This is a genomic window from Micromonospora sp. WMMD710 (assembly GCF_029626045.1).
Lineage (GTDB): Bacteria > Actinomycetota > Actinomycetes > Mycobacteriales > Micromonosporaceae > Micromonospora.
The window spans coordinates 724,145-750,433 of sequence record NZ_JARUBD010000001.1 but is presented as its reverse complement, the minus strand read 5'-3'; the positions used below and the strand labels follow the sequence as shown (position 1 = coordinate 750,433).

Here is a 26,289-nt window from a genome sequence, read left to right as displayed (position 1 = left end):
CTGTCCCGGTTCTCCAATAGCGCTCTAGGCCGACGGCGGCCCGTTCTGCGCCCGGTTGATCAGGTCGTGCAGCGGTTTGGTGCCGCTGCCGACCATCACACCGGTCACAATGGCGTCGACCCAGACCGCCACCCCGTTCCAGTTGGAACCCGCGACCGCGTGCAGCACGTAGAATCCGCCGGCGCTGGACGCCACGGTTGCCAGTCCACTCGCGAGCCCCCACGCGACGATCGTGCGGTTGGCCTTCGCCTGCGCCACCGCCGCCGTGGCCGTGGTGACCGCCGCACGGTCGGCCTCCGTCGGGCCGTCGACGCGGCCGTTCACGTCGGTCACCGTCTGCGCCAACGCGGCTTCGGCGGCGCGCCCCGGCAGCCACCGCGAGAACGGTTCCAGGATCCGCTCGACCGCCGCGGCGAACACCAGCAGGGTGAGGAAGACGGCCGTGGTGTCCTTGGGTTGGATCTTGGCGGCGGCGGCGCCGCTCCGCCAGATCATCCAGCCGGCGACGGCGCCGGCGGCGATCAGCCCGAACCCCGCGGCCACCGCGCCGGGGCCGGCCTGCCGTGACGCCGCGACGACCGACAGCCCCGACTCCTGATCGGAGCGGGATGTAGCCGCCCCCGCGGCAGCGTCGGCGCGTGCCGGCGAGCCGGCCGCCCGGTCCCACGCCGACGGCGGCTCAACGGTGGTAGTCGTCTGTCCCTGCAATTCTCTGACCAACCTTTCGACCTGCCGCTCGCGAGACATCGAGATCCGAGGTTCCCGAGCATCGGCCACCCGAGGACGGAGTGCGGATCGGTACCGCTCGGGACGCGAGACTACGGCACGCGAGTGAGCACAGTGGAGCGAGTCCGGTGCCGGGCGTGCCGCCGGTCAGTGGCAGTGCTGCTGCTCGCCGACCGGCCCGGCTCCGGTCGCGAGCGACGACCGGAGGGGCGGGGGTCGTGGTGTGGATGGTGGTCATGACACTCTCCTCAGCAGGATTCCCCGGTCAGCGCAGGCCGCGGACCAGTAGCAGATAGGCGCAGTACGCCATCGGAACCAGCAGGAAACAGATCAGGAACCCGAGCGGCAGGTACCGCGGCGGGGTGCCGGCGACGATGGCGGGTCGGCCCCAGCGGCCCAGCACCAGGTACCCACCGAAGAACGCCACCGCCGGCAACCCCGCGCAGATCCACGCGCCGAGCGTGAAGCCGTCGACCAGCCCCACCCCGGACGCGAGCACCAAGGTCAGCACGAGCACCCCGCCGGCGGCCCCGCACCCGGCGTACACGGCGACCGCACGGGCCAGCGGCGACCACGTGGGCAGCAGCAGGGGCCGCTGGGCCAGCAGCTCCGCCTGATGCCCGTGCCGGTCGGCCTCGTCGGCCATCCGGCGGGCCAGCTCCAGCTCCACCGCCGGATCGACCGCCACCGCGCGCTGCGCCGGCACCCCGGCGCCCGCCGGGCTCACCGCCGTCGGCAGCGCCAGCCGCGCCTCCCCCGCCGCCACCTGGGGGTACGCCTCGATACCCGCCCACCCCGGCGCGCCGGCGGGTCCGCCGTCCCCCGGTCCGGGTGCGGTGGGCGGCCCGGGGACAGCGGCGCCTGCGGGCGCATAGGGCGAGCCGGGTGGTGGCTGGTCGATGCCGATCGCGCGGCCGAGCTGGTCGAGGCGGTGCCCCTGGGCGGTCAGCCGCTGGTGCAGCGAGTCGGTGGCGGCGTGCAGGTCGCGGCGGCGTTCGGACTCGGCGGCGACGTGTTGCTCGCCGGCCCGGTGCTGCTCGGCGAGCTGTCGGGCCAGCGCCGCGTACTCCTCGAAGGACACCGTCAGCGCTCCCCGTCCGGTTCGTGCCCGTCGCCGGCGAACGGCACGATCAGCCTGGTGCGCTGGTCGTGCCGGTCGACCAGCAGCGCCCGGTCGGCGCGCGGCGTGTAGGCGAGGTCGTGGACCCCGAGGTGCAGCGCCAGCTCGGTGCCGGGCACGTTGAGGGCGACCAGGCAGGCGATGTCGTCGCGGTTCTGGGTGCCGCCGAGGTCGTCGGCGAGCCGGCGCAGGCCACGCCACCACCCGAGCAGGTGCACCCCCTGAGCGGGGCCCTGGCGCAGCAGGGTGCGCAGGTCGTCGAGGCCGGAGCGGAACGTGACCGGGTCGGCCGCGCCGAGCACCGGCGCGGCGGCGTCCATGCCGAACACCACCAGGTATTCGCGGCCGGCGGCCTCGCCGGCCAGTCCGGCGATCCGCTCGCGCAGCCCGGCCGCGTCGACGCGGCGCACCGGGTGACCGGCGGCCCGCAGCCGAGCGTCGGTCTCGTCGGCGACCGGGTCGGCGGCGGTGACCAGTGAGGCCAGCAGGAAGCGGGCGTCGCCGGGGGTGTGCTGACGGGCCAGGCTCACCGTCGCGGCGCGCAGCACGTCCGCTCCGGTCGGTGCGGTGCCGACGACGGCGAGGTGCCGGCCCGGAGTGGTGTCCATCAGGAACAGCGCGGTGGTGCCGTGCACGTCGACGGTCCGGCCGACCAGAGCCATCGGCCGTCGGCCACCGGGGCGCAGCCCGGCGAAGGTGGGGTCGTCCTCGACACGCGCCGCCTCGTACCCCTTGAAGACCGCCGGCGCTCGCGAGCCCGGCGGGCGGGCCTGCCACAGCTCGTGGCGCAGAGCGGCGAGATCCGCCGCGGCGGCGTGCGCGTCGGGGAAGCGCAGCACGGTGTCGGCACCGACCGCGCCGGCGGCGGTGTTGACCACGGCGGAGCCGATCGGCAGGGCCGCGGCGGCGTCGTTGAGCTGGTCGAGCACCCCGCCGCCGCCGGGCAGCGCCACCCGCAGCGCGAACTGCCCGAAGATCGCCTCGGCGCGGCCGTAGAGCGCCTCGATGCCGGTCATGCTCTGGCTGGCCAGCACCAGGTGCACGCCGTAGGAGCGGCCCTTGCGCGCCAGCTCCTCCAGCAGGTCGACCGACTCGCGGGCCAGCGCGTCGTTGCCGGCGAGCAGCACGTGGAACTCGTCGATGACCGCCACGATGCGCGGCAGCGGATTGTCCCGCGGTAGGTCGGCGAGTTTGGTGACGCCGTGTCGCTTGAGGGCGGTGGCGCGGCGCTGCGCCTCCCGGCGGAGCTCGCGCAGCACGGCGAGGCCGTACTCGCGGTCGGACTCGATGCCGACGGCGCGGGCGTGCGGCAGCCAGGACGGGTCCCGTGTGGTGGGCACGAACTCGGTGAAGCTGACGCCCTCCTTGAAGTCGAGCAGGTAGAGCTGAAGCTCGGCCGGGGAGTAGCGGGCGGCCAGCCCGTAGAGCACGTCGAGGAGGAAGACGGTCTTGCCGGCGCCGGTGCGACCGCCGACCAGCCAGTGCGGCGTGGCGTCGTCGAAGGCCACGGTCAGCGGGGCGCGGCCGGCCCGGCCGATGACCGTCCGCAGGCCGTTGCCGGCCGACTCGGCCCAGCGCCGCTCGGGCAGCAGCTCGGTGAAGGGCAGCGCGTCGGTGCGGCGGGCGGCGGCGCCCAGGTGCTCGGCGAGGGCGCGCACGGACGCCGGCGGTGGGTCGCCGTCGAGCAGCACGGGTGCGGCGAGGCCGCTGCCGTCGGCGCTGAACGGGGTGCCGGGCGGGTCGCCGACGGACGCGTACCCCTGGTTGAGCCGGATCGCGGTGGTGCCGCCCAGCGGCGGCGCGGTCTCGCCGGGCAGCCGGGACGGGTGGCCGGCGAGCAGCACGCAGACGGCGGCGGCCGGGCCGGCGTGGGTGAGCGCGGCGAGCCGGGCCAGCTCGCGCGGCGCCGGTGCGGCGGTGGCGACGACCACCAGCAGGTGCCGGGCGGCGGGCTCGGCGTGCTGCGCCGCGCGGGCGTGCCGCTCGGCGGCGTCCAGCAGTGCGGTCACCTCGGCCTCGCCGGTGGCCGGCGGGTCGAGCACCCCGGCGTCGAGCAGCGGACGCAGCGGACCGAAGGTGGCACCCAGTGCGGCGGTGTCGATGCCGGCGACGCGGACCTGCCCGGCCGGCGCGGTGGCGACCAGTCGCAGCACCAGCGCCCGCAGCAGCGCGGCGACCCGGGAGTCCCGGGCGTCGGTGTCCAGGGCGAGGTGGTGGCCGCCGCCGAGCGGCACCAGGACGGGGAAACCACCGTTGGCTGTGGACGCCTCGCCGATCCGCACCGCCGTCGGCGCGTCGGTGAGCGCGGTGGCGCCCGGGGTGGGGGTGGCCAGCGCGGCACCGAGGCGGGCCAGCCGATCGACCAGGTCACCGGCGCCGACCGGCGCGGCGGGTGCCCGGGCGGCGCCAAGCGCTCCCCGTGCGCTGTCCAGGTGCGCGCGAGCCGCCCGGTGGGCGGTGACCGCCTGCCCGTACGCCGACGCGAGCCTGCCCACGCTGTGCCTCCCACGGCTGTCCGGTTCGCGGAAACCCTAACGGACACCGGTGACACCGGGACAGTACCGACCCGCGCGTTCGGGGTGCGGCGGCCGACGGCCCGCTGTGGACCGTCGGCCGCCGACGCGGGGTGGTGCGGGTCAGCCGGTGACGGCGTTCAGCGCCGGCAGGTAGCCGTAGCGGTAGCCGTCGGCGTCCGGGTGGTACGCCTCGATGACCCCGCTGACGTCACGGATCCAGGGGTCGCCGGCGCAGACGCCGTGCCCGGCGAAGTAGGGGCGGGTGTCGGCGAAGGTGGCGCCGGCCGCCCCGGCCCGGCTGGCGGTGACCGAGGCGAGCACGTCGGCGGCCTCGTTGAGGATGGTGCGCTTGTAGGTGCTCATCGCCAGCCAGCCGCAGGACGTCGTCTCGAACAGTCGCGGGTAGCCGAGCACGACGAGGCGGGCGTTGGGTGCCCGGGTGCGGATGGCGGCGTACGTGGCGTCGAGCCGGCCGGGCAGCGTCGTGGTGGCGAACGCCTTGGCGGTGTTGACGGCGTTGGTGCAGGACGTGGTGCTGCCGAACCGGCAACTGGTGATCACGTCGACGAAGCCGGCGTCGTTACCGCCGATGGTGATGGTGACCAGGGTGGTGCTGGCGCTGAGCGCGTTGACCTGGTCGTTGAGCACGTCGGCGGTGACCGCGCCGCCGCACGCCGGGAAGCTGAAGCTGGTCACGCCGTGGGCGGCCGCCCAGAGCGGGGCGTACGACTTCTGGCTGCGCAGGCAACCGGACCAGTCGTACGGGCCGGCGCCGACACCGGAGGAGTACGAGTCGCCGAGCGCGACGTAGTTGACGGCGGCGGCCTGGGCGGTGCCGGGGACGAGCACCGCGCCGAGGGCGGCGGTGAACACGGCGACCAGCGCGGCAAGGGCGCGGGCCAGCGGGCGGTGGGGCATGACGGACCTCCACAGGGCAGGGGTGGTGGGATCCTGCGACCGCGCGCGTGGCCAGGGGTGGAACGGTTGTTACCAGGCGGTAATGCTATCGAAACATTTAGATCATTGGAATAGGTGGCCGGACCGGCAGGCGGGCGGCGAGGTTCACCGTTGTCGATTAGGTTGGCGAGGCGTACACCCGATGGAGGGAGTCCACCTCGTGCGACGAGTCCTCGCGGCGGCCACCGCCGCCCTGACCCTCACCACCGCCGGCACCATGCTCGCCGGCACCCCCGCCCAGGCCGCCCCGACAGGCTGGGGCCGACCCATCGTCACCGTGGCGCCGCAACCCGGCGCGCCCGGCCTGGGCGACAGCTACTTCCCCGACTACGGCAACGGCGGCTACGACGTCGAGCACTACGACGTGCGGCTGCGCTACGACCCGGCCACCGACCGGCTCACCGGCACCACCACCATCCTCGCCACCGCCACGCAGGATCTCTCGGCGTTCAACCTGGACTTCCTGCTCGACGTCGAATCGGTACGGGTCAACGGCTGGGCGGCGACCACCAGCACCGCGGGTGTGCACGAGCTGGTGGTCACGCCGGCCCGCACCATCACCCGGGGTGAGCAGCTCACCATCGTGGTGCGCTACGCCGGCATCCCGTCGGAGACCCTGGTCGGCGGCTACACCGGCTGGACGCGTACCGACGACGGCGCGCTCGCGGTCAACGAGCCCGAGTCGGCGTGGTGGTGGTTCCCGAGCAACGACCACCCACTGGACAAGGCCACATTCGACATCTCGGTGTCGGTGCCCACCGGCGTCGAGGTGATCAGCAACGGCGTGCAGCCCCGGCCGCCGCTGGCCGAAGCCGGCAACCGCACCCGGTGGATCTGGCGAACCACCTCCCCCACCGCCACCTACCTGGCCTTCATGGCCATCGGCCAGTACGACATCGTCACCGACACCACGCCGAGCGGCCAGCCGGTGGTCAACGCGTACAGCACCTCGCTGGGCGCGCTCGGCCCGGCCGCGCGGGCCAGCATCGAGCGGACCGCCGAGATCGTCGACTGGGAGAGCGGGATCTTCGGCCCGTACCCGTTCGAGGCACAGGGTGGCGTGGCCGGGCCGGTGGACGGCATCGGCTTCGCGCTGGAGACGCAGACCCGACCGGTGTACGGCCCGGGCTTCTGGCGGCGCGGCGCCAACACGTACGTGGTGGCGCACGAGAACGCCCACCAGTGGTTCGGCGACTCGGTCTCGGTGGCCGACTGGCGCAACATCTGGCTCAACGAGGGCTTCGCCTCGTACGCCGAGTGGCTGTGGTCGGAGGAGCAGGACGAGGGCACCGCCCAGGAGGTCTTCGACTTCACCTACGCCAGCTACCCGGCCGACGACGAGTTCTGGCAGGTGCTGCCCGGTGACCCGGGTGCCGGTCGGGTCTTCGACGACGCCGTCTACGACCGGGGCGCGATGACCCTGCACCAGTTGCGCCTGGCCGTCGGCGACGACGCGTTCTTCGAGATCCTGCCCGCGTGGACCGCCGAGCACCGGTACGGCAACGGCACCATCGAGCAGTTCCTGGCGCTCGCCGAGCGGATCTCCGGACTGGACCTGGACGACCTGTTCAACACCTGGTTGTTCACCGCGGGCCGGCCGGACGTGGCCAGCGCCGCGCGCAAGGCCGCCCCGCCGGCCGAGCCCAAATCCTGGGCCAGGATCCGCGAGGCGCACGAGCTGATGTCCCACTAGGGATCCGGTGTGGACTGGAAGGGCCCGTCGCCGATGCGGCGGGCCCTTCCGGTCGCCAGCGCCCGTCTCCGCGGCGTCCCGCTGTTCTCTTGGGACGCGGATCGACGACCGACCACTCCAGTGCTCGGCTGTAGAGCTGCCCCAGATATGGGGCGATGACGGTGCCCCATATCTGGGGCAGCTCTACAGGCGCCGTCGGGGTTGCACTCACCCGATCGAGAACCTGGACGGGCCCGATCACGGAGTCGCTGGGACACCTGTCGCCGCGGTCGTGCTCGCCTCGACGGCGCGGATGTGCCGGTAGGCGAACCAGAGCGGCGGGAACGCCCCGACCGCGAAGGACAGGTCGATGAGCGTCCAGAACCACGGGATATCCCGGACCGGGCCGCAGATCAGCGCCAGCGGGACGATGCCCGCGCAGGCGATCATGCCGACCTGCACCACCCAGACGTTGCGTACCGGGTCGCGCAGCGGCCCCCAGAACGCCACCGCCAGCACCAGGTGGGCGAAGGCCAGCCAGTCGGTGCCGTAGAGCAGGAACGGGTAGTCCTCGCCGGCCGTCACGAGCCCGGTGTGCACCCGCTGGATCCAGTCGACCAGCGCCGGCAACTGGGCGGCGAACGGTTCCAGGGCGCGCAGCAGCCAGCGCACCTCGATCTCCAGCGGGAACGCGGTCACCCCGCTCAGAAAGAGCCCGACCAGCACGACCCACAGCCACCGGCGGGTTCGCCGAAGCCGCTCCTCGATGTCCATGATCGCAGCGTAACGATGATCTTCGTGCCGGTTGGTCCCGCGGACGGTGACCGCTGTCTCAGCGGCTGGGCGCCGGACCGGCCGTGGCCAACTCCCCCAGCCGGGTCGCGCCCACACCCGGGCCGGCCGGCGCGACGACACACACCGCCCCGGTGGGCCGGACGATGCGGGCGGCTCGGAACGCCGCCCGCCGTACCGGATGGCGCGGCTGCGGGACGACAAGCGTGAGGGTGGCCGACCGGCCGCGCTGCCGGTCCAGGGCGACCGCCGCCGCCGTGGTGGCGATGGCCGCGACGGATCCGGCCAGGACGAGCGTCTGCCGCGGCCCGGCGTGCTCGGCCAGCCAGCCGAGCAGCGGCGCGCCGACCGCGGCGGAGACCGAGCCGGTGACGGCGAGCGCGGCGAGCACCCGGCCGCGCATCGCGCCGTCGGTGTCGAGTTGGGCGCGGGTGCCGACGGTGGTGTCGATGACGACCGCGGCGGCGGCGATCGGCAGGATCACCGCGGCGAAACTCCACGCACCCGGTGCGAGACCCGCGACGATCTGCAGGCCGCTGGCCAGCAGACCGGCACCGACCAGCGTCCCGTAGCCCAGCGAGCGGCGGCGGGCCGCGACGAGCGCACCCACCACCGTCCCCACCGCGAACACCGTCGACAGCAGTCCGTAGCCGGACGCGCCGGCGTTCAGCGGTCCGTCGCTCATGGCGGCCATCGTCACCTGGTAGTTGCGGCCGAGGCTGCCGAGCACGAACGACAGGGCGAGCGCGAGGAGCAGCACCGGCTGCCCGCGCAGATAGGCGAACCCGGCCCGCACGCCGTCGTGCACCCGGCCACCGCCCGGCGCGGCCCGGGCGGGAAGGGCACCCGGCCGTACGGCGAACAGCGCCACCACCACGGCCGCGAAACTCGCCGCGTTGATGCCGAAGAGCAGCGCGGGGCCGACGGCGGCGACCACGATGGCGCCGAGGCTCATGCCGAGGATGCGTCCGGCGGAGTTGGTGAGCGAACCGAGCGCGAGGGCGTTGCCCAGCGTCTCCCGGTCCACCAGCGTCGAGGACCAGCGGCCCATCACCGGGCCCTCGACCGCCGAGACGGCACCGCTGGCCAGGGAGATCGCGAAGATCAGCGGTAGGTCACCGACCCCGGTCAGGGCGACCACCGCCAGCCCCGCGGCGAGCGCCGCGTGAGCCACCTGGGCGGCGATCAGCAGCGGACGGGCGGGCAGGCGGTCGGCCAGCACGCCGCCCCAGACGCTGAGCAGCAGCGTGGGCGCCGCCTGGAGCAGCACGGCGAAGCCCATCGAGGTCGCCGACCCGGTCTCCTTCAGCACGTACCAGTTGACCCCGAGGACCTGCATCCAGGTCCCGATGACGGAGACGAACCCGGCGAGCGCCCAGATCCGGTAGTTGCGGTGGCGCAGCGCGGCGAAGGTGGCACCCGTGGCCACGACGAACCTCCAGCGATCGGCGGCATGAGCAGTCATGCCGATCGCGGCGCGGTTCGGCAGCCAACAAGTCTTGCCTGCTCAAACGTGTTTGCCCATATTTGTGAGCGGCTTCACCAGCGGAATGTCCGGCCGGGCGGCAGCGACCGCCGCACCGGCCGGACGTTCTCGGGTCAGCGAACGGCGAGCGCCTGCGCGGCCGGGCCGACCGGCGCCGGCAGCGCCCCGGCACCGCCCAGGTGGCTGTGGATCGCCGCGGCCGCCGCGCGGCCCTCGGCGATGGCCCAGACGATCAGCGAGGCACCCCGGTGCATGTCACCGGCGACGAAGACCCCGTCGGCGTCGGTCTGCCAGTCGTCGCGGGCATCGACCGCGCCCCGAGGATTCCGGGTCACCCCGAACTGCGCCAGCAGCGGCTGCTGCTCGGTGCCCTCGAACCCGATCGCCAACAGCACCAGATCCGCCGGCAGCTCCCGCTCGGAACCCGGCACGACGGTGACGACCCGCCGGCCGTCACGCTTCTCCACGGTCACCTCGGCGATCCGCACGGCCCGCACCTGCCCGGTGCCGTCGTCCACGAACTCCTGCACCGCCACGGCGAAGACCCGCTCGCCGCCCTCCTCGTGCGCCGGATAGCTGCGCAGGATCCACGGCCACGTCGGCCACGGATCCCGTTCCTCGTCGCGCTCCCGCGGCGGCTGCGGGTACAGGTCGAGCTGGTGCACGCCGGCCGCACCCTGGCGGTGCGCGACGCCGAGGCAGTCGGCCGCGGTGTCACCACCACCGATGATCACCACGTGCTTGCCGGCCGCGTCGATCGGGGTGCCGTCCGGCAGCACCGCCCGCCCGAGCCGGCCCTCGCCGGTCACCGCGACGCCCGGCTCGTCGGTGGCCGCCGTGGCGACCGCGCGGTTGGCCGCGACCAGGTGCGCCATCGCCTGGTGTACGCCCCGAAGCGCCCGACCCGGGGTCTCCGGAGTGTCCCGGCCCTGCAACGCGCCGCAGGCCAGCAGCACCGCGTCGTGCTCGGCGCGCAACTGCTCGGCGGTGACGTCCACCCCGACGTTCACCCCGGTGCGGAAGCGCACCCCCTCGGCGGCGAGCTGGGCCAGCCGGGCGTCGATGTGCCGCTTCTCCAACTTGAAGTCGGGGATGCCGTACCGGAGCAGGCCGCCGATCGCGTCGTCGCGCTCGTACACCGTCACCGCGTGACCGGCGCGGGCCAGCTGCTGGGCGGCGGCGAGGCCGGCGGGCCCGGAACCGACGACGGCCACCGACCGGCCGGACGGGGCCGGCACCGGGCGCGGGGTGAACCCGCGCGCCGCGGCGGCGTCGGCGATCTCCACCTCGACCTGCTTGATGGTCACCGGCTGGCCGCCGGCGATGCCCAGCACACAGGCCGCCTCGCAGGGCGCCGGGCAGAGCCGGCCGGTGAACTCCGGGAAGTTGTTGGTGGCGTGCAGCGACTCCACCGCGGCGTCCCAGCTGCCGGTCCGGACCAGGTCGTTCCAATCCGGGATGCGGTTGCCCAGCGGGCAACCGTCGTGGCAGAACGGGATGCCGCAGTCCATGCAGCGGGTGGCCTGCTCGCGGACGAGTTGCTCGCCGGCCGGCGGGTACACCTCACGCCAGTCGCTGATCCGCACCGGCACCGGGCGGCGGGCCGGCAGCTGCCGGTCGTAGCGCAGGAAACCGTTCGGGTCAGGCACGTGCCACCTCCTGGGCCGCCACCCGCGGGGCGGGCGGCACCGGTGCGGCGGGTGCGCTGAGCGCGCTCATCACCGCGTCGTCGACGTCACGGCCGGCGGCTTCGGCGGCCCTCATGATCTCCAGCACCCGGCGGTAGTCGCGGGGCACCACGGCAGTGAACTCGCCGACCGCCTCCGGCCAGCGCTTGAGCAGCTCCTCGGCGACCGCCGACCCGGTCTCGGCCACGTGCCGCTGGACCAGCTCGTGCAGCGACGCCTGCTCCTGCTCGCCCAACGGCGCCAGGTCGACCAGCTCCGCGTTGACGCGGGAGCGGTCCAGGTGGTGCACGAACGCCGTACCGCCGGACATGCCGGCAGCGAAGTTGCGGCCGGTCGCGCCGAGCACCACCACCGTGCCCCCGGTCATGTACTCGCAGCCGTGGTCACCGACGCCCTCGACGACGGCGACCGCGCCGGAGTTGCGCACCGCGAACCGCTCCCCCACCCGGCCGCGCAGGAACACCTCGCCCGCGGTGGCCCCGTACAGGATGGTGTTGCCCGCGATGATCTGATCCTCGGCCCGCTGACCCGGCTCGGCGTCCGGGTCGAGGAACGGCGCGGCGGCGTCCGGGCGGACGATGATCCGACCACCGGAGAGGCCCTTGCCCACGTAGTCGTTGGCGTCGCCGTGCAGCCGCAGGGTCACCCCGCGCGGCAGGAACGCGCCGAACGACTGCCCGGCCGTGCCGTGCAGCACGAACTCGATGGTGTCCTCGGGAAGGCCGGCACCGCCGAAGCGGCGGGTCACCTCACCGCCGAGCATCGCGCCGACGCTGCGGTGCTCGTTGCGCACCGCCACCTCGACCCGCACCGGCGCGCCGGTGGTCAGCGCCGGACGGGCCAGCGCGATCAGCTCGTTGTCCAGAGCGTGCTCCAGCCCGTGGTCCTGCGCGCGGACCCCGCGCCGGACGGTGCCGGCGGGCAGCTCGGGCAGGTGCAGGACGGGCGCCAGGTCGAGCCCGTTGGCCTTCCAGTGCGTCACCGCCGGGGCGACGTCGAGCAGTTCGGACTGCCCGATCGCCTCCTCGATGGACCGGAAGCCCAGCTCGGCCAGGTAGCCCCGGACCTCCTCGGCGAGGAACAGGAAGAAGTTCTCGACGAACTCCGGGGTGCCGGTGAACCGCTCCCGCAGCACCGGGTTCTGGGTGGCGATGCCGACCGGGCAGGTGTCCAGATGGCACACCCGCATCATCACGCAGCCGGCGACGATCAGCGGCGCGGTCGCGAAGCCGAACTCCTCCGCACCGAGCAGCGCCGCGATCAGCACGTCGCGGCCGGTCTTGAGCTGACCGTCGACCTGCACGGTGACCCGGTCGCGCAGCTTGTTGAGCAGCAGCGTCTGCTGGGCCTCGGCCAGCCCCAGCTCCCACGGGGTGCCGGCGTGCTTGAGCGAGTTCAGGGGGGACGCGCCCGTGCCGCCGTCGTGACCGGAGATGAGGATGACGTCGGCCTTCAGCTTCGCCACGCCGGCGGCGACCGTGCCGACGCCGACCTCGCTGACGAGCTTGACATGCACGCGGGCGGCCGGATTGACGCACTTCAGGTCGTGGACGAGCTGCGCCAGGTCCTCGATGGAGTAGATGTCGTGGTGCGGCGGCGGTGAGATCAGGCCGACGCCCGGCGTGGCATGCCTGGTCCGGGCGATCCACGGCCAGACCTTGTTGCCGGGCAGCTGGCCGCCCTCGCCGGGCTTCGCGCCCTGCGCCATCTTGATCTGCAGGTCATCGGCGTTGACCAGGTATTCGCTCGTCACGCCGAACCGGCCGCTGGCGATCTGCTTGACCGCCGAGCGGCGGGCCGGGTCGTGCAGCCGCTCGACGTCCTCGCCGCCCTCGCCGGTGTTGGACTTGCCGCCGAGGCGGTTCATGGCGACCGCGAGGGTCTCGTGCGCCTCGGCGGAGATCGACCCGTACGACATGGCGCCGGTGGCGAACCGCTTGACGATCTCGGTGGCCGGCTCGACCTCGTCGAGAGGGACCGCCGGGCGGACCCCGGTACGCAGCGTGAACAGCCCGCGCAGCGAACCGGCCTGCGCCGCGAGCGCGTCGACCTTCGCGGTGTACTGCCGGAACACGTCGTACTGGCGGCTGCGGGTGGCGTGCTGCAGCAAAAACACCGTCTCCGGGTTGAACAGGTGCAGCTCACCCTCACGGCGCCACTGGTACTCGCCGCCGACCTCCAGCCGGTCGGAGTCGGCGGCACCCGCCGGCGGCCAGGCCAGCGCGTGCCGGGCGGCCACCTCGGTGTGCACGCCGGCCAGCCCCACCCCGCCGATCCGGCTGGGCGTGCCCCGGAAGTAGCGGTCGATCAGCCGGGTGTCCAGGCCGACCGCCTCGAAGACCTGCGCCCCGCAGTACGACGAGACCGTCGAGATGCCCATCTTCGACATGATCTTCAGGACGCCCTTGCCGAGCGCCTTCGCGTAGTTGCGCACCGCGGCGGCCGGCTCCACGCCCGGCAGCGCGCCCGTGGCGACCATGTCCTCGACCGACTCGAACGCCAGGTACGGGTTGACCGCCGCCGCGCCGTAGCCGATCAGGACCGCCGCGTGGTGCACCTCCCGGCAGTCGCCGGACTCCACGATCAGCGCCGCCTGGGTGCGGGTCTGCTCCCGCACCAGGTGCTGGTGCACGGCGGCGGTGAGCAGCAGCGACGGGATCGGCGCCAGGTCGGCGTTGGAGTCCCGGTCGGAGAGCACCAGGATGCGGACGCCGTCCTCGATCGCCTCGGACACGTGCCGGCAGATCTCGGTCAGCCGCGCCTTGATCCCGGCGGCACCCTCCCGGATCCGGTACAGCCCGGAGACCCGGACCGCCTTGAAGCCGGGCAGGTCGCCGTCCTCGTCGATGGAGAGGATCTTGGCCAGCTCGTCGTTGTCGATGATCGGGTGCGGCAGCACGATCTGCCGGCAGCTCGCCGCACCCGGGTCGAGCAGGTTGCCCTCCGGCCCGATGGTCGACGCCAGGCTGGTCACCAACTCCTCGCGGATGGCGTCCAACGGCGGGTTGGTGACCTGGGCGAAGAGCTGGTGGAAGTAGTCGTAGAGCAGCCGCGGCCGGGTGGACAGCGGCGCGATCGGGGTGTCCGTGCCCATCGAGCCCAGCGGCTCCGCGCCGGTACGCGCCATCGGCGCGAGCAGGATCTTCAACTCCTCCTGCGTGTAACCGAAGGTCTGCTGGCGGCGGCGCACCGAGTCGTGGGTGTAGACGGTGTGCTCACGGGCCGGCAGGTCGTCCAGCTCGATCAGACCGGCGTGCAGCCACTCGGCGTACGGCTGCGCGGCGGCCAACTCGGACTTGATCTCGTCGTCGTGCACGATCCGACCGGCGACGGTGTCGACCAGGAACATCCGGCCCGGCTGCAGGCGGCCCTTGGCGACCACGTGGGCCGGATCGAGGTCGAGCACGCCCGCCTCGGAGCCCAGCACGACGAGGCCGTCGTCGGTCTGCCACCAGCGACCCGGGCGCAGCCCGTTGCGGTCCAGCACCGCGCCGACGATCTCGCCGTCGGTGAACGCCACCGACGCCGGCCCGTCCCACGGCTCCATCAGGCTGGCGTGGAAGCGGTAGAACGCCCGCTTGTCCGGCCGCATGCCGGGGTCGTTCTCCCACGCCTCGGGGATCATCATGAGCACGGCGTGCGGCAGGCTCCGCCCCGCCAGGTGCAGCAGCTCCAGCACCTCGTCGAAGTTCGCCGAGTCGGAGGCGCCCGGGGTGCACACCGGAAAGACCCGCCGGATGTTGCCCGGCACGTTCGGCGACCGCAGCAGCGCCTCGCGCGCCTGCATCCAGTTGCGGTTGCCACGAATCGTGTTGATCTCGCCGTTGTGGGCGATGAACCGGTACGGGTGCGCCAGCGGCCAGGACGGGAACGTGTTGGTGGAGAAGCGGGAGTGCACCAGCGCGATGGCGCTGTCCACCCGCTCGTCGCGCAGATCCGGGTAGAACGCCGGCAGCTGGTCGGGGGTGAGCATCCCCTTGTAGACCATCGTGCGGCTGGACAGCGACGGGAAGTACGCCGGCACGCCCCGCTCGGCGGTCTCCCGCTCGGCCTGCTTGCGCAGGCAGAACGCCACCCGGTCCAGCTCGATGCCGCTCAGCGCGGAACCGGCCGGGCCGGCGGGTGAGTCGGTGAGCCGACGCGCGGCCACGAAGACCTGCCGAACCCGGGGCATCGCCGCCAGGGCGGTCTCGCCGAGCCCGTCCGGGTCGACCGGCACGTCCCGCCAACCGAGCAGATCGGCACCCTCGACCAGCGCGTACTTCTCGACGACACGACGGGCGCGCGCCTCGGCGGCGTCGTCGTCGGGGAGGAAGACCAGACCGGTGGCGTACTCACCGGCCGGGGGCAACGCGACGTCGGCCACCGCGCGCAGGAACGCGTCCGGGACCTGGATCATGATGCCGGCGCCGTCACCGGTGTTGGGTTCCGCGCCCCGGGCACCCCGGTGGTCCAGGCGGCACAGCGCGCCGAGCCCGTTGGCGACGACCGCGTGCGAGCGCCGGCCGTGCAGATCCGCCACGAAGGCCACCCCGCAGGCGTCGTGCTCCTGCGCCGGGTCGTAGAGACCCTGGGCGGGCGGGCGGGGGCCGGGCGTAAGGGACGCCTGCGGGCTGTGCGGGTGCGGCTGTGTCGATTCCGCGTACGGCTGAGCCACCGGGCCTCCTGTCGTCACTCAGGTTGGATCATGGTGGGGACGACGTCGGCCCGTGGGTCTATTGAGTCTACGTTAGGGCTGGGGGCGCAAGGCCACTCAAGATTGATCACACCGTCCAGAGTCTGGGACGTGTAGTCTCGCGCGGTGGATCCGCTGCATCAGGACGTCTTCGACCGGTTGGAACGCTTCTACGACGCGGTGCCCCGCGACGTCGCCGGTGCGGAGGAACATGGTGGGCTGGTGTTGTTCGTCCGTGACGGCGCCGGATGGCCGTTCTACGCCCGGCCCCGCCTCGACGCCGGCGAACCGCCGTCGCTGGCCGACGTGACGTCCGTCCGCGAACGGCAACGGGAACTGGGCCTGCCGGAAGCCTTCGAATGGGTGCACGAGACCACCCCGCAACTGCTCGCGGTGGCCCGCTCGGCGGGGCTGAACGTGCTGGAGGCACCGCTGATGGTGCTCGATGAGGCCGCGCTGCCCGACCCGGCGTCGCTCTCCGACGTACCGGTGCGGGTGCTGATGCCCGACTCGCCCGACTTCGCCGCCGACGTGGCCGCCCGCCGGGCGGTCGCGGCCGTGGCGTTCGCGGCCGCCGGCACCGCGCGCGGCGACGCCGGTCCGGCCGAACGGGACGCCGCGGTCACCGGACTGGAGTTGGCCGCCCTGGACGAGGAGCGCACCCGCATCGCCGACGGCCGACGGATCTCGGCGCTGGCCTGCACGGTCGCCGAGGGCGCGCTGGCCAGCGGGATGGCGATGCGGGTGGACGACGTCGCGGAGATCGCCGGTGTGGCGACCCTGCCGGCGGCCCGGCGGCGCGGTCTGGGCGCCGCGTTGACCGCGACCCTCGCCCGGGAACTTCTCGCCGCCGGCACCGACCTGGTCTTCCTCTCCGCGGGCAGCGACGAGATCGCCCGGGTCTACCTGCGGGTCGGCTTCCGCCGCATCGGCACCGCCTGCATCGCCGAACCCGCCGCCCTGATCTGACCCGGGGAGCGGGTCACGCCGGGGGGCGCCACTGGGCGGCGGAGGCCGCGGCGCTGGAGAGCAGGCGCGAGTTGATCGTGCCGAGGGCGGCGTCGCGGGCGCGCAACGCCAGCCGTCCACGGGTCTGCAGCACCGCCGACATGCGCCGGGTCTGCCGGACCACCGTGGCCGCGCGCGGCCGGCGCACCCGGTCGTACGCCTGCACGGCGTCGGGCAGCCGGGCCTCGCGCAGCAGGGAGGCCAGCGTGGCGGCGTCCTCGAAGGCGAGGCAGGCGCCCTGCCCGAGGTGCGGCGGCATGGCGTGCGCCGCGTCTCCGAGCAGGACCACACCGCCCGGCCCGACTCCGAAGCCGTACGCGCGGGGCAACGGACGCAGCTCGCGGACCTCCTGCTGGACGAGGTCACTGGGGTCGGTGGCGTCGAGCAGCGCGCCGATCGGCTCCGGCCAGCCCGCGTACCAACGGCGCAGCAGGGCCAGCTGGGTCTCCGGCGGCTCCGGCCGGGGCGCTCCGGCGGCGGTGGCCACCCAGTAGATGCCGCCCCGGGTGGAACCGCCCGACGAGCCGCGCTCGCCCAACGAGGCGGCCACGAACCGGTAGCCGGCGCCGAGGACCTCACCGGCGACCGGCTGGTCGGCGGGCAGCCGGGGCGCCCGGTACCAGGGGATGACGGCCCGCCAGGCGGCACAGCCGGAGCTGACCACCCGGGACTCGGGGGCGAGCTGGCGGCGGATGCCGCTGTCCGTGCCGTCTGCGGCGACCACCAGGTCGGCCTCGATGGTCTGCCGCCCGTCACTGACCGCCGGACGGTGACCCGGCTCGACCCGGACGTGCCGCACGGTCACGCCGGTGCGCAGCTCGACGCGGTCGCCGAGCCCGGCGATCAGCGCGTCGTGCAGGTCCTCCCGGTGCACCACCACCGGCATCCGGTCGGCCGGGGTGGGTCGGGGCTGCACCAACCAGTGCCCGTCCGGGCGGCGGACCCCACCGTCGGGCAGCGGGGTGGCGATGGCGGCCAGGCCGGCGCCGAGCCCGAGGGCCTGCAGGGCGCGGACGCCGTTGGGCCAGAGCACCACGGCGGTCGGCTCGGGGCGTACCCGTTCGGCCCGCTCGAGCAGGGTGACCTGCCAGCCGGAGCGTGCCAGCGCACTGGTGACCGCGAGGCCACCGACTCCGGCGCCGACCACCACCGCGCTTCGCATCGGTGCCGCCCCCCGCTCAGCTGTCCCGGTCGGCGGGGCGCGCGCCGGTGGCGCCGGCCCGGTCGCCGCGGGTCTCCGGCGTACCGTCCACCGGCTGGTCGGTCGACGGCGCGTCGTCGGCCGCCGCGGCGTCGAGCGGCTCATCGTCGGCGGGCCGGTGATCAACGGCGGGCCGGTCCTCGTCGGCGGGCCGGTCCTCGTCGGCCTCGGGCGGCAGGACGCCGGTGTCCCGCCAGGCGTGGTACTGCTCCTCGCTGACCACCCGGTAGCCCTCCGGAGCGGCGGCCCGCGCCGAGGCGTCCCGCGCGGAGATGTCGACCTGGGACAGGTCGGACGTGGCGGGCGGCGTGGACGTCGCCGCCACGCCGAGCGGGATCAGGTACTCCTGGGGGCCGCGCACCCGCACGAAGTAGATCAACGCGCCGAGGAAGACCAGGGCGGCGGTCCAGACGTTGAGGCGGACGCCGAGGATCTGGTTCGCCTCGTCGGTGCGCATCAGCTCGATCCAGAAACGGCCTGCGGTGTAGCCCATCACGTAGAGGGCGAACGCGCGGCCCTTGCCGAGCTTGAGCCGCCGGTCGAGGATGAGGACCAGGGCGACCACGCCGAGGTTCCACAGCGCCTCGTACAGGAAGGTCGGCTGGTAGAGGCCCGGTTCGAGGATCGGCTGGCCGGCGTCGTCGCGCAACGCGTGCCCGGGATTGTCCGGGTCCATCCGGTGGATCTCCAGACCCCACGGCAGGGTGGTCCGGCCACCGAACAACTCGTTGTTGAACCAGTTGCCGAACCGGCCGATCGCCTGCGCCAACGGCAGCCCGGGGGCCAGCGCGTCGGCCACCACACCGAACGGGATACCGAGCTGCCGGGCCGCGATCCAGGCGCCGACCGCGCCACCGGCGACCGCGCCCCAGATGCCGAGACCGCCCTCCCAGATGGCGAACGCCTTGATCGGGTCACCGCCGGCGCCGAAGTACTTCTCCGGGGAGGTGATCACGTGGTAGATCCGGGCCCCGATGATGCCGGCGGGCACCGCCCAGACGGCGATGTCGAGCACCGCGCCCGGAGCGACACCGCGCTGGCGCAGCCGACGCTCGGTCACCCAACAGGCCGCGATGATGCCGAGGATGATGCACAGGGCGTACGCCCGGATCGGGACCGGCCCGAGCTGCCATACGGCGGTGCTGGGACTGGGCAGGGCTGCCTGGGGGGACAGCGAGGCGTAGGTCACGGGTGCACACGCTACCGCTGTGCCCCCCCGAAGCGGCACCCCGGGCCGCCGTACGGTCATCCCGGTGACTTCTGGTTTGCACCGCCGTAGGCTCTTTGTCCATGAGCGCGCTCACCTGGGCGGTCGCCGCGGTCGTCACCGACGACGTCGGGCGGGTGCTGCTCTGCCGCCAGGGTCGGGGCGAGCGCCGGTACGCGTTGCCCGGTGGCCGGCTGCGCCCGGCGGAGAGCCCGGTGCGGGCGGCGGTGCGCGACATCCGTGCGGAGACCGGCTGGGAGATCGAACTGGCCGACCTGGTCGGTGTCTACCACCTGGCCGGGCCGGGCACGGTTGGCGCGCCGGCGGGGCGGGCCGGGCCGCTGCCGGATGTCCTGGTGCACGTGTTCCGGGCGCGTGCGGCCGGTGACCGACCCGCCGCCGATCCGCCACCGGGCTGCCGGCTGTCCTGGCACGCACCCGTCGCGCTGCCCGAGGCGGTCACCCCGCTCACCCGGGCCGCCGTCACCGACGCGCTCGCCGGCCGTTCCGGCGTCCTGCGCGACGTCTCCTGGGCACCCGGCACCGTCGAGGCCCCGCCACCGGCCCTCGCCGCCGAGGAGGGGTGGTCGGCGGCGGACCAGGACAGGCGGCCCGAGACCGGCCAGGACGAGCGGCCCGGCGTGGGGTCTGGCATGGGGTCTGGCGTGCGGCCCGGCGCGGGGCAGCCACCGGAGCAGCGCGGCGAGGCAGTGGATCCGTCCCTGCGACCGTGACAGCGCCGACATCTCCCCGAAGGCCCGCCGTCGCTCCCGGTGCACCCCGCACCGGCCCGGTCACGTGCAATTGAGTGATGCCGGTGAGTCATATTGATGACTCACCGGCATCACTCATGTCCCGGCACCCGCAGACGAGCGCCACAGCCGTCGGCGGAACCGGCTCAGCGGACGGGGTTGCGGACGCCCTCGGCCAGCTCGGCGCTCAGGGTGCGCAGCGCGGCCAGCCCCTCGGCCTCGGAGGACGCGTCGAGCACACACCGGACGAGGGCGCTGCCCACGATCACGCCGTCGGCGTACCCGGCCACGGTGCCGGCCTGCGCGCCGGTGCCCACACCCAGGCCGACGCCGACCGGCAGGTCGGTGACCGCGCGGGTCCGGGAGACCAACGTCGGCGCGGCGTCGGAGGTACGCGCCCGGGCGCCGGTCACCCCCATCACCGCGGTCGCGTAGACGAACCCACGGCAGTGCCCCACCGTCATCGCGAGCCGGGCGTCGGTGGACGACGGCGAGACCAGGAACGTGCGGTCCAGACCGTGCGCGTCCGAGGCGGCCAGCCACTCGTCGGCCTCGTCCGGGATGAGGTCCGGGGTGATCAGGCCGGTGCCACCGGCGGAGGCGAGGTCGCGGGCGAACACGTCCACGCCGTAGCGCTCCACCGGGTTCCAGTAGGTCATGGTGACCACCGGCGCGCCGGTGGCCGCGACCGCCTCGACGACGCGCATCGTGTCCGCGGTGCGTACGCCCCCGGCCAGCGCGATGTCGCTGGCCTTCTGGATGACCGGCCCGTCCATCACCGGGTCCGAGTAGGGGATCTCCACCTCGATGACGTCCACGCCGGCCTCGACCATCGCGGTCATCGCCGCGATGCTGCCCTCGACGGTGGGGAACCCGGCCGGCATACAGCCGACCAGCAACGCCCGCCCGTCGGCCCGGGCCTTGTCGAAGGCCACCCCAATCCGGCTCATCTCACCGCTCCTTGTCGAGGATGCCGAAGTAGTCGCCGGCCGTGTGCACGTCCTTGTCGCCCCGCCCGGAGAGGTTGACCACGATGGTGGGCTCCCGACCCAGCTCGGCGGCGAGCTTCGGCGCCAGGGCCACGGTGCCGGCGAGCGCGTGCGCGCTCTCGATCGCCGGGATGATCCCCTCGGTACGGCAGAGCAGCTCGAACGCGGCCATCGCCTCGTCGTCGGTGACCGGCAGGTAGGTGGCCCGGCCGCTGTCGTGCAGCCAGGCGTGCTCGGGCCCGACCCCCGGGTAGTCCAGGCCGGCAGAGATCGAGTGTGACTCCAGGGTCTGCCCGTCGGCGTCCTGCAACACGTACGTGCGGGTGCCGTGCAGCACGCCGGCGGATCCGCCGGTGATGCTGGCCGCGTGCCGGCCGGTCGCGACACCGTCACCGCCGGCCTCGAAGCCGTACAGCCGCACGGCCTCGTCGCCCACGAACGCGTGGAAGATGCCGAGCGCGTTGGAGCCACCACCGACGCAGGCGGTGACCGCGTCGGGCAGCCCGCCGGTGAGGTCGAGGCACTGCTGGCGGGCCTCGTCACCGATGCCACGGACGAAGTCCCGGACCATCGCCGGGAAGGGGTGCGGCCCGGCGGCGGTGCCGATCAGGTAGTGCGTCTCGTCGACGTTGGCCACCCAGTCGCGCATCGCCTCGTTCATCGCGTCCTTGAGGGTGCGCGAGCCGTTGGTGACCGGGACGACGGTGGCGCCGAGCATCCGCATCCGGGCCACGTTGAGGGCCTGCCGCTCGGTGTCGACCTGGCCCATGTAGACCACGCACTCCAGGTCGAACAGGGCGGCAGCGGTCGCGGTGGCCACGCCGTGCTGGCCGGCGCCGGTCTCGGCGATCACCCGGGTCTTGCCCATCCGCTTGGTGAGCAGCGCCTGACCGAGGACGTTGCGCACCTTGTGCGCGCCGGTGTGGTTGAGGTCCTCGCGCTTGAGCAGCACCCGGGCACCGACCTTCGCGGAGAACCGCCGGGCCTCGTAGAGCAGCGACGGTGTGCCCGCGTAGTCGCGCAGCAGCGCGCCGAACTCGGCCCGGAAGGACTCGTCCGCCATCGCCGTACGCCACGCCCCGTCGAGCTCGTCCAGCGCGGCCACCAGGGCCTCGGGAACGAACCGGCCGCCGAAGCGACCGAAGTGGCCGGCGGAGTCGGGCTGCGGGCCGGCCACCGGGGCCAGCGCGTCGGCGCTCATCGGAAATCCTCTCGGTGGGGCGTCACACCGGCGCGGGGTCAGCGCACCGGCCGGGGCGTTGCCGGGTGGTTGCCGGCGTTGACCAGCTCGGCGACCGCCTCGCGGGGGCTCTTCTGGGTGACCAGGCCCTCGCCGACGAGGACCGCGTCAGCGCCCGCGGAGGCGTACCGGATCAGGTCGTGCGGGCCACGAACGCCGGATTCGGCGATCTTGACGACGCTGCTGGGCAGGCCGGGCGCGATCCGCTCGAACACCGACCGGTCGACCTCCAGGGTACGCAGGTCACGGGCGTTGACCCCGATCACCTGCGCGCCGGCCTCCAGGGCCCGGTCGGCCTCCTCCTCGTCGTGGACCTCGACCAGTGCGGTCATGCCCAGCGACTCGATCCGCTCCAGCAGGCCCATCAGGACGTTCTGCTCGAGGGCGGCGACGATCAGCAGGACCAGGTCGGCACCGTGCGCGCGCGCCTCGTGCACCTGGTAGCTGGAGACGACGAAGTCCTTACGCAGCACCGGCACGGTGACCGCGGCCCGGACGGCCGCCAGGTCGTCCAGCGAGCCGCCGAACCAGCGCCCCTCGGTGAGCACGCTGATCGCCCGCGCCCCGCCGGCCGCGTAGTCGACGGCGAGGTCGGCCGGGTCGGCGATCTCGGCCAGCCGGCCCTTGGACGGCGAGGAGCGCTTCACCTCGGCGATCACCGCGACGCCGGGCTTGCGCAGCGCCGCGTACGCGTCCAGCGGCGGCGGCGCCGCCGCGGCCAGTTCACGGATCCGCTCCAGCGGAACCTGCTCCTGGCGCCGGGCGACGTCCTCGCGCACGCCGGCCAGGATCTCGTCGAGCACGCTTACGGACGCTGCCTGACCGGCCTCGTCCCCCTCCGCGTGCGCATGCTCAGCAGTCACCAACGGACTCCCCTCTCCGGGTGTCATGGGCCGATGCTAGGGGCAGGCGGCCGACGCCGGATGCCGGGGGTATGGCGCTGCTCACGAAAACGGCTGCGGCATAATGGCCGACTTGCCGTGAACGGGATGTCACGCTGCGCCACCTCCGGTATCGACCGCCATCACGCGACGGGAGCCCGGCGTTCCCGGTCGAACCGGGCTGACCCATCGATCATGCCACCGACCCTGGGTCGCCGCTCGGCGACAGTGACGCATGTCGATCGTGTGAGCAAGCTCAAGGCCGAACGGCCGGTCCCTGGTCGCGGCCGGGGCGGGACAGTTGACCGGGCGGTCACCCCGGCGAAACGTCAGCCGGTCAGCATCGTCCTCGGGCAGACTCGATGGCGCGCCTGCCCAACCGTCGCTAACTCCTCGTGCGAGGTGACCATGAGCATTGCCGAGCCGACCCCGAGCATCGGGCTGACCACCATCTCGCGGACCGTGGCGTCGCTGGCCGTTGGCGTCGTACACACGTTGGAACGGGCCGTCGTCGGCGAGGGGCGGATGCGCACCGCACGCGGCAACGCCTGGGAGGCGGTGTGCGCCGACCGGGCCCGCGCCGACCAGCGCGCCGAACTGGACCGCCTGGTCGCCGAGCTGACCGCCACGCGCGTCGCCGCCCGCCGGTCGCCGCGGGACCGTCAACCCGTCGGCTGACGCCGGGTCGCAGGCGGCCGGGGCGCAGGCAGCCGGCGGGCGGATCAGCCCGCCGTCGGGTCCTCGCCCCGGTCCAGCGCGTCCCACGCCTCGGTGGTCCGCCGCCCGGCCAGCGGAGCGGACGATCCCGCCGGGCCGACCGCCGGCGACGCACTCTCCGTGACGGTGCGCGCCGGCCGCTCGTACCGGGCGCCCATCGCCGGCCACCCGTCGCCCCGCCACGCCGTCCACCCGCCGCCCACGGCGGCCAACAGCCCGCCGAGCAGGCACAGCGCCGGCCACTGCCGGCTCACCACGCCGTCGAGGTCAGCGACCAGGCCGTACCCGCCGCCGGCCGCCACGGCCAGCCCGAGCACACCGACCAGCACGCCGAGCAGGCGCCGCACCCGACCCCGGGTCGCCAGCAGCGCGCCGCCGCCGGCCAGCGTGACCAGGGCCAGCGCCGGAAGCCACGGCTGCAGGGCGGCGCCGCTGCGCGCGTCGCGCACCGGGGGCAGCGGCGCCGGCCGCACGGTCAGTTCCAGGGACCAGGTCCGGGTCGCCGCCCAGAGCGCCAGGCCCGCCCCGGCCACGCAGAGCACCACGGCGTACGTCAACGCGCGCCGAGCCACCACGGCCCGGTCGCCACCCTCGGCGCTCATCGGGCCGGCCGGAGCGTTTCGGCGGCGGCGATCGCCGCCAGCACGGCGGCGGCCTTGTTCCGCGTCTCCTGGTCCTCGGCGGCCGGGTCCGAGTCGGCCACCACCCCCGCGCCGGCCTGCACGTAGGCGCGGCCGTCGCGGATCAGCGCCGTCCGGATGGCAATCGCCATGTCCAGGTCGCCGCCGAAGCCGAAGTAGCCGACCGTGCCGCCGTAGAGGCCGCGACGCACCGGCTCCAACTCCTCGATGATCTCCATGGCCCGCACCTTGGGAGCGCCGGAGAGCGTGCCCGCCGGGAAGGTCGCGGCGAGCGCGTCGAACGCGCTCTGGTCGTCACGCAGCGTGCCGGTCACGGTGGAGACGATGTGCATCACGTGGCTGTACCGCTCGATGGTCGCGAACTCGGGCACCTGCACGCTGCCCGGCTGACACACCCGGCCCAGGTCGTTGCGGCCGAGGTCGACCAGCATCACGTGCTCGGCCCGCTCCTTCGGGTCGGCGAGCAGCTCGGCGGCCAGCGCCGCGTCGGCCGCCTGCGTGTCGCCGCGCGGGCGGGTGCCCGCGATCGGATGCAGCAGAGCCCGGCGCTGCCCGTCCGCGCCGGCGGTGACCTTCAGGTGCGCCTCCGGTGACGAGCCGACGATGTCGAAGCCGTCGAAGCGCAGCAGGTACATGTACGGGCTGGGGTTGCTGGTGCGCAGCACCCGGTAGACGTCCAGCGGATCGGCGTGGGTGGCCCGCTCGAAGCGCTGCGACAGCACGATCTGGAAGCACTCGCCGGCCCGGATCGCCTCCTTGGCGGCCTCCACCGCCTTCGGGTAGCCGCCGTCGGGCGTACGGCAGAGCACGTCGCCGACCGGCGGACGCTCGACCGTGGAGATCATCGGAGGGATGGGCCGGGACAGCGCGGTGCTCATCGCGTCCAGCCGACCGACCGCGTGGTGGTACGCGGCGGTGACCTGCGCGACGCGGTCCGGGGCGTCCAACGGTGGCAGCAGCGCGTTGGCGACCAGGATCGCCGAGCCGTCGTAGTGGTCGAGCACCACCAGGTCGGTGGCGAGCATCATGCCCAGCTCCGGCACGCCCAGGTCGTCCTCGGTCAGCTCGGGCAGCCGCTCGAAGCGGCGGACCAGGTCGTAGCCGAGGTAGCCGACCATGCCCCCGGTCAGCGGCGGCAGCCCGTCGGAGGGGTCGCCGACCGGGCCGGCGAGCGCCGCGACGGTCTCCCGGAGCACCCGCACCGGGTCGCCCTCGGTCGGGAGACCGGCCGGCGGCTGGCCGAGCCACGTCGCCACGCCGTCCCGCTCGACGAGGGTGGCGCTGCTGCGGACCCCGATGAACGAGTACCGCGACCAGGCCATGCCGGCCGAGCCGACGCCCTGTTCGGCCGACTCCAGCAGGAACGTCCCGGGTCCACCGGCCAGCTTGCGGTAGACCCCGACCGGGGTCTCCGCGTCGGCCAGCAGCCGCCGGGTGACCGGCACGACGCGCCAGTGCGCGGCCAGCTCGGTGAAGGTGGTCAGGTCGGGGCTCACCGCGCCGTCGGTCACGGCCGTGCCCCCGTCCCCGTCACCGGCAGCTCGGTAAAGAAGCACGTCCGGTGGCCGGTGTGGCAGGCGGCGCCGACCTGCTCCACGCTGACCAGCAGCGCGTCGCCGTCGCAGTCCAGGGCGACCGAGCGGACGTACTGGTGGTGCCCGGAGGTGGCGCCCTTGACCCAGTACTCGCGCCGGCTGCGCGACCAGTAGGTGGCCCGGCCGGTGGTGAGGGTGCGGTGCAGCGCCTCGTCGTCCATCCAGGCGACCATCAGCACCTCACCGGAGTCGTGCGCGCGGACCACGGCGGCGACCAGGCCGTCGGCGGTGCGGCGCAGCCGGGCCGCGATGGCCGGGTCGAGCCGGGACGGACGGGCCGGCGTGGACGCCGCCGGGCCGCTCGGTTCGCTGGGGACGCCGGTCACCGGCGCGTCAGGTACGGGCACAGTGACCCATTGTCCCGCACGCGGGGCGGGGACCGGCGACCGCTCCCGTCCGGTTACCGGTCGGGGGCCGGCGGGCCGG

20 protein-coding genes are annotated in these 26,289 nt (G+C 74.1%); 4 read left to right on the top strand and 16 right to left on the bottom strand.

Annotated elements, in window-relative coordinates:
* Window positions 1-24: 24 nt before the first annotated feature.
* The 4 genes from O7620_RS03580 to O7620_RS03565 form a co-directional block, all read right to left on the bottom strand.
* Window positions 25-708, bottom strand: a complete 684-nt coding sequence (locus O7620_RS03580) for a hypothetical protein (RefSeq protein ID WP_278121848.1) — start codon at window positions 706-708, stop codon at window positions 25-27.
* A gap of 283 nt (window positions 709-991) precedes the next feature.
* Entirely contained in the window at window positions 992-1,807 is an 816-nt protein-coding gene (locus O7620_RS03575) for a hypothetical protein (RefSeq protein WP_278121847.1), read from the bottom strand.
* A 2-nt stretch (window positions 1,808-1,809) separates the two neighbouring features.
* Window positions 1,810-4,341 (bottom strand): FtsK/SpoIIIE domain-containing protein, encoded by a 2,532-nt coding sequence (locus O7620_RS03570; RefSeq protein WP_278121846.1) that lies wholly within the window; start codon window positions 4,339-4,341, stop codon window positions 1,810-1,812.
* Window positions 4,342-4,482: 141 nt separating this feature from the next.
* Window positions 4,483-5,280 carry an SGNH/GDSL hydrolase family protein gene (locus O7620_RS03565; protein WP_278121845.1) on the bottom strand — a complete coding sequence of 266 codons (798 nt, stop codon included), beginning with the start codon at window positions 5,278-5,280 and terminating at the stop codon, window positions 4,483-4,485.
* 199 nt (window positions 5,281-5,479) lie between these two features.
* On the opposite strand from O7620_RS03565, the gene O7620_RS03560 reads away from it, so the two are divergent.
* The gene (locus O7620_RS03560) at window positions 5,480-7,012 is read left to right on the top strand and encodes a M1 family metallopeptidase (RefSeq protein WP_278121844.1); all 1,533 of its coding nucleotides are present in this window, start codon (window positions 5,480-5,482) and stop codon (window positions 7,010-7,012) included.
* Window positions 7,013-7,249: 237 nt separating this feature from the next.
* Here the strand turns inward: O7620_RS03560 and O7620_RS03555 are convergent, their stop codons facing one another.
* From O7620_RS03555 to gltB, 4 genes are all read right to left on the bottom strand, one after another.
* Window positions 7,250-7,765: a hypothetical protein gene (locus tag O7620_RS03555; protein WP_278121843.1), complete on the bottom strand. Its 516-nt coding sequence runs from the start codon at window positions 7,763-7,765 to the stop codon at window positions 7,250-7,252.
* Between the two features lie 58 nt (window positions 7,766-7,823).
* The gene (locus O7620_RS03550) at window positions 7,824-9,212 is read right to left on the bottom strand and encodes an MFS transporter (protein ID WP_278121842.1); all 1,389 of its coding nucleotides are present in this window, start codon (window positions 9,210-9,212) and stop codon (window positions 7,824-7,826) included.
* A 170-nt stretch (window positions 9,213-9,382) separates the two neighbouring features.
* A complete protein-coding gene (locus tag O7620_RS03545; protein ID WP_151492236.1) occupies window positions 9,383-10,918 on the bottom strand; it encodes a glutamate synthase subunit beta in 1,536 nt (511 codons plus the stop codon).
* Window positions 10,911-15,614, bottom strand: coding sequence for a glutamate synthase large subunit (gene gltB, locus O7620_RS03540; protein ID WP_278121841.1), 4,704 nt, complete (start codon window positions 15,612-15,614; stop codon window positions 10,911-10,913). The genes O7620_RS03545 and gltB overlap by 8 nt, the downstream gene beginning before the upstream one ends.
* Before the next feature lie 153 nt (window positions 15,615-15,767).
* Here gltB and O7620_RS03535 point away from each other — a divergent pair, with 153 nt between their 5' ends.
* Window positions 15,768-16,601, top strand: coding sequence for a GNAT family N-acetyltransferase (locus O7620_RS03535; protein ID WP_151491257.1), 834 nt, complete (start codon window positions 15,768-15,770; stop codon window positions 16,599-16,601).
* Between the two features lie 13 nt (window positions 16,602-16,614).
* Here O7620_RS03535 and O7620_RS03530 read toward each other — a convergent pair whose 3' ends face one another.
* Together O7620_RS03530 and lgt are read right to left on the bottom strand one after the other, a co-directional pair.
* Window positions 16,615-17,802, bottom strand: coding sequence for an NAD(P)/FAD-dependent oxidoreductase (locus O7620_RS03530; RefSeq protein WP_151491243.1), 1,188 nt, complete (start codon window positions 17,800-17,802; stop codon window positions 16,615-16,617).
* A gap of 16 nt (window positions 17,803-17,818) precedes the next feature.
* Window positions 17,819-19,030 carry a prolipoprotein diacylglyceryl transferase gene (gene lgt / locus O7620_RS03525; RefSeq protein ID WP_278121840.1) on the bottom strand — a complete coding sequence of 404 codons (1,212 nt, stop codon included), beginning with the start codon at window positions 19,028-19,030 and terminating at the stop codon, window positions 17,819-17,821.
* A gap of 101 nt (window positions 19,031-19,131) precedes the next feature.
* Between lgt and O7620_RS03520 the strand changes: the two genes are divergently transcribed.
* Window positions 19,132-19,782, top strand: a complete 651-nt coding sequence (locus O7620_RS03520) for an NUDIX domain-containing protein (RefSeq protein ID WP_278121839.1) — start codon at window positions 19,132-19,134, stop codon at window positions 19,780-19,782.
* Between the two features lie 164 nt (window positions 19,783-19,946).
* Here the strand turns inward: O7620_RS03520 and trpA are convergent, their stop codons facing one another.
* Genes trpA through trpC form a run of 3 tightly spaced genes read right to left on the bottom strand, consistent with a single transcriptional unit; the run spans window position 19,947 to window position 22,832 of the window.
* Window positions 19,947-20,750, bottom strand: coding sequence for a tryptophan synthase subunit alpha (trpA, locus tag O7620_RS03515; protein ID WP_151491245.1), 804 nt, complete (start codon window positions 20,748-20,750; stop codon window positions 19,947-19,949).
* Between the two features lies 1 nt (window position 20,751).
* Window positions 20,752-21,990 (bottom strand): tryptophan synthase subunit beta, encoded by a 1,239-nt coding sequence (gene trpB, locus O7620_RS03510; RefSeq protein ID WP_151491246.1) that lies wholly within the window; start codon window positions 21,988-21,990, stop codon window positions 20,752-20,754.
* 38 nt (window positions 21,991-22,028) lie between these two features.
* The gene (gene trpC / locus O7620_RS03505) at window positions 22,029-22,832 is read right to left on the bottom strand and encodes an indole-3-glycerol phosphate synthase TrpC (protein WP_172862221.1); all 804 of its coding nucleotides are present in this window, start codon (window positions 22,830-22,832) and stop codon (window positions 22,029-22,031) included.
* Window positions 22,833-23,318: 486 nt separating this feature from the next.
* Between trpC and O7620_RS03500 the strand changes: the two genes are divergently transcribed.
* Window positions 23,319-23,588: a hypothetical protein gene (locus O7620_RS03500; protein WP_278121838.1), complete on the top strand. Its 270-nt coding sequence runs from the start codon at window positions 23,319-23,321 to the stop codon at window positions 23,586-23,588.
* A 44-nt stretch (window positions 23,589-23,632) separates the two neighbouring features.
* Here the strand turns inward: O7620_RS03500 and O7620_RS03495 are convergent, their stop codons facing one another.
* Genes O7620_RS03495 through hisI form a run of 3 tightly spaced genes read right to left on the bottom strand, consistent with a single transcriptional unit; the run spans window position 23,633 to window position 26,210 of the window.
* Window positions 23,633-24,229 (bottom strand): Trp biosynthesis-associated membrane protein, encoded by a 597-nt coding sequence (locus O7620_RS03495; RefSeq protein WP_278121837.1) that lies wholly within the window; start codon window positions 24,227-24,229, stop codon window positions 23,633-23,635.
* A complete protein-coding gene (locus O7620_RS03490; protein ID WP_278121836.1) occupies window positions 24,226-25,779 on the bottom strand; it encodes an anthranilate synthase component I in 1,554 nt (517 codons plus the stop codon). The genes O7620_RS03495 and O7620_RS03490 overlap by 4 nt, the downstream gene beginning before the upstream one ends.
* Window positions 25,776-26,210 carry a phosphoribosyl-AMP cyclohydrolase gene (gene hisI, locus O7620_RS03485; protein ID WP_278126845.1) on the bottom strand — a complete coding sequence of 145 codons (435 nt, stop codon included), beginning with the start codon at window positions 26,208-26,210 and terminating at the stop codon, window positions 25,776-25,778. The genes O7620_RS03490 and hisI overlap by 4 nt, the downstream gene beginning before the upstream one ends.
* Window positions 26,211-26,289 lie beyond the last annotated feature (79 nt).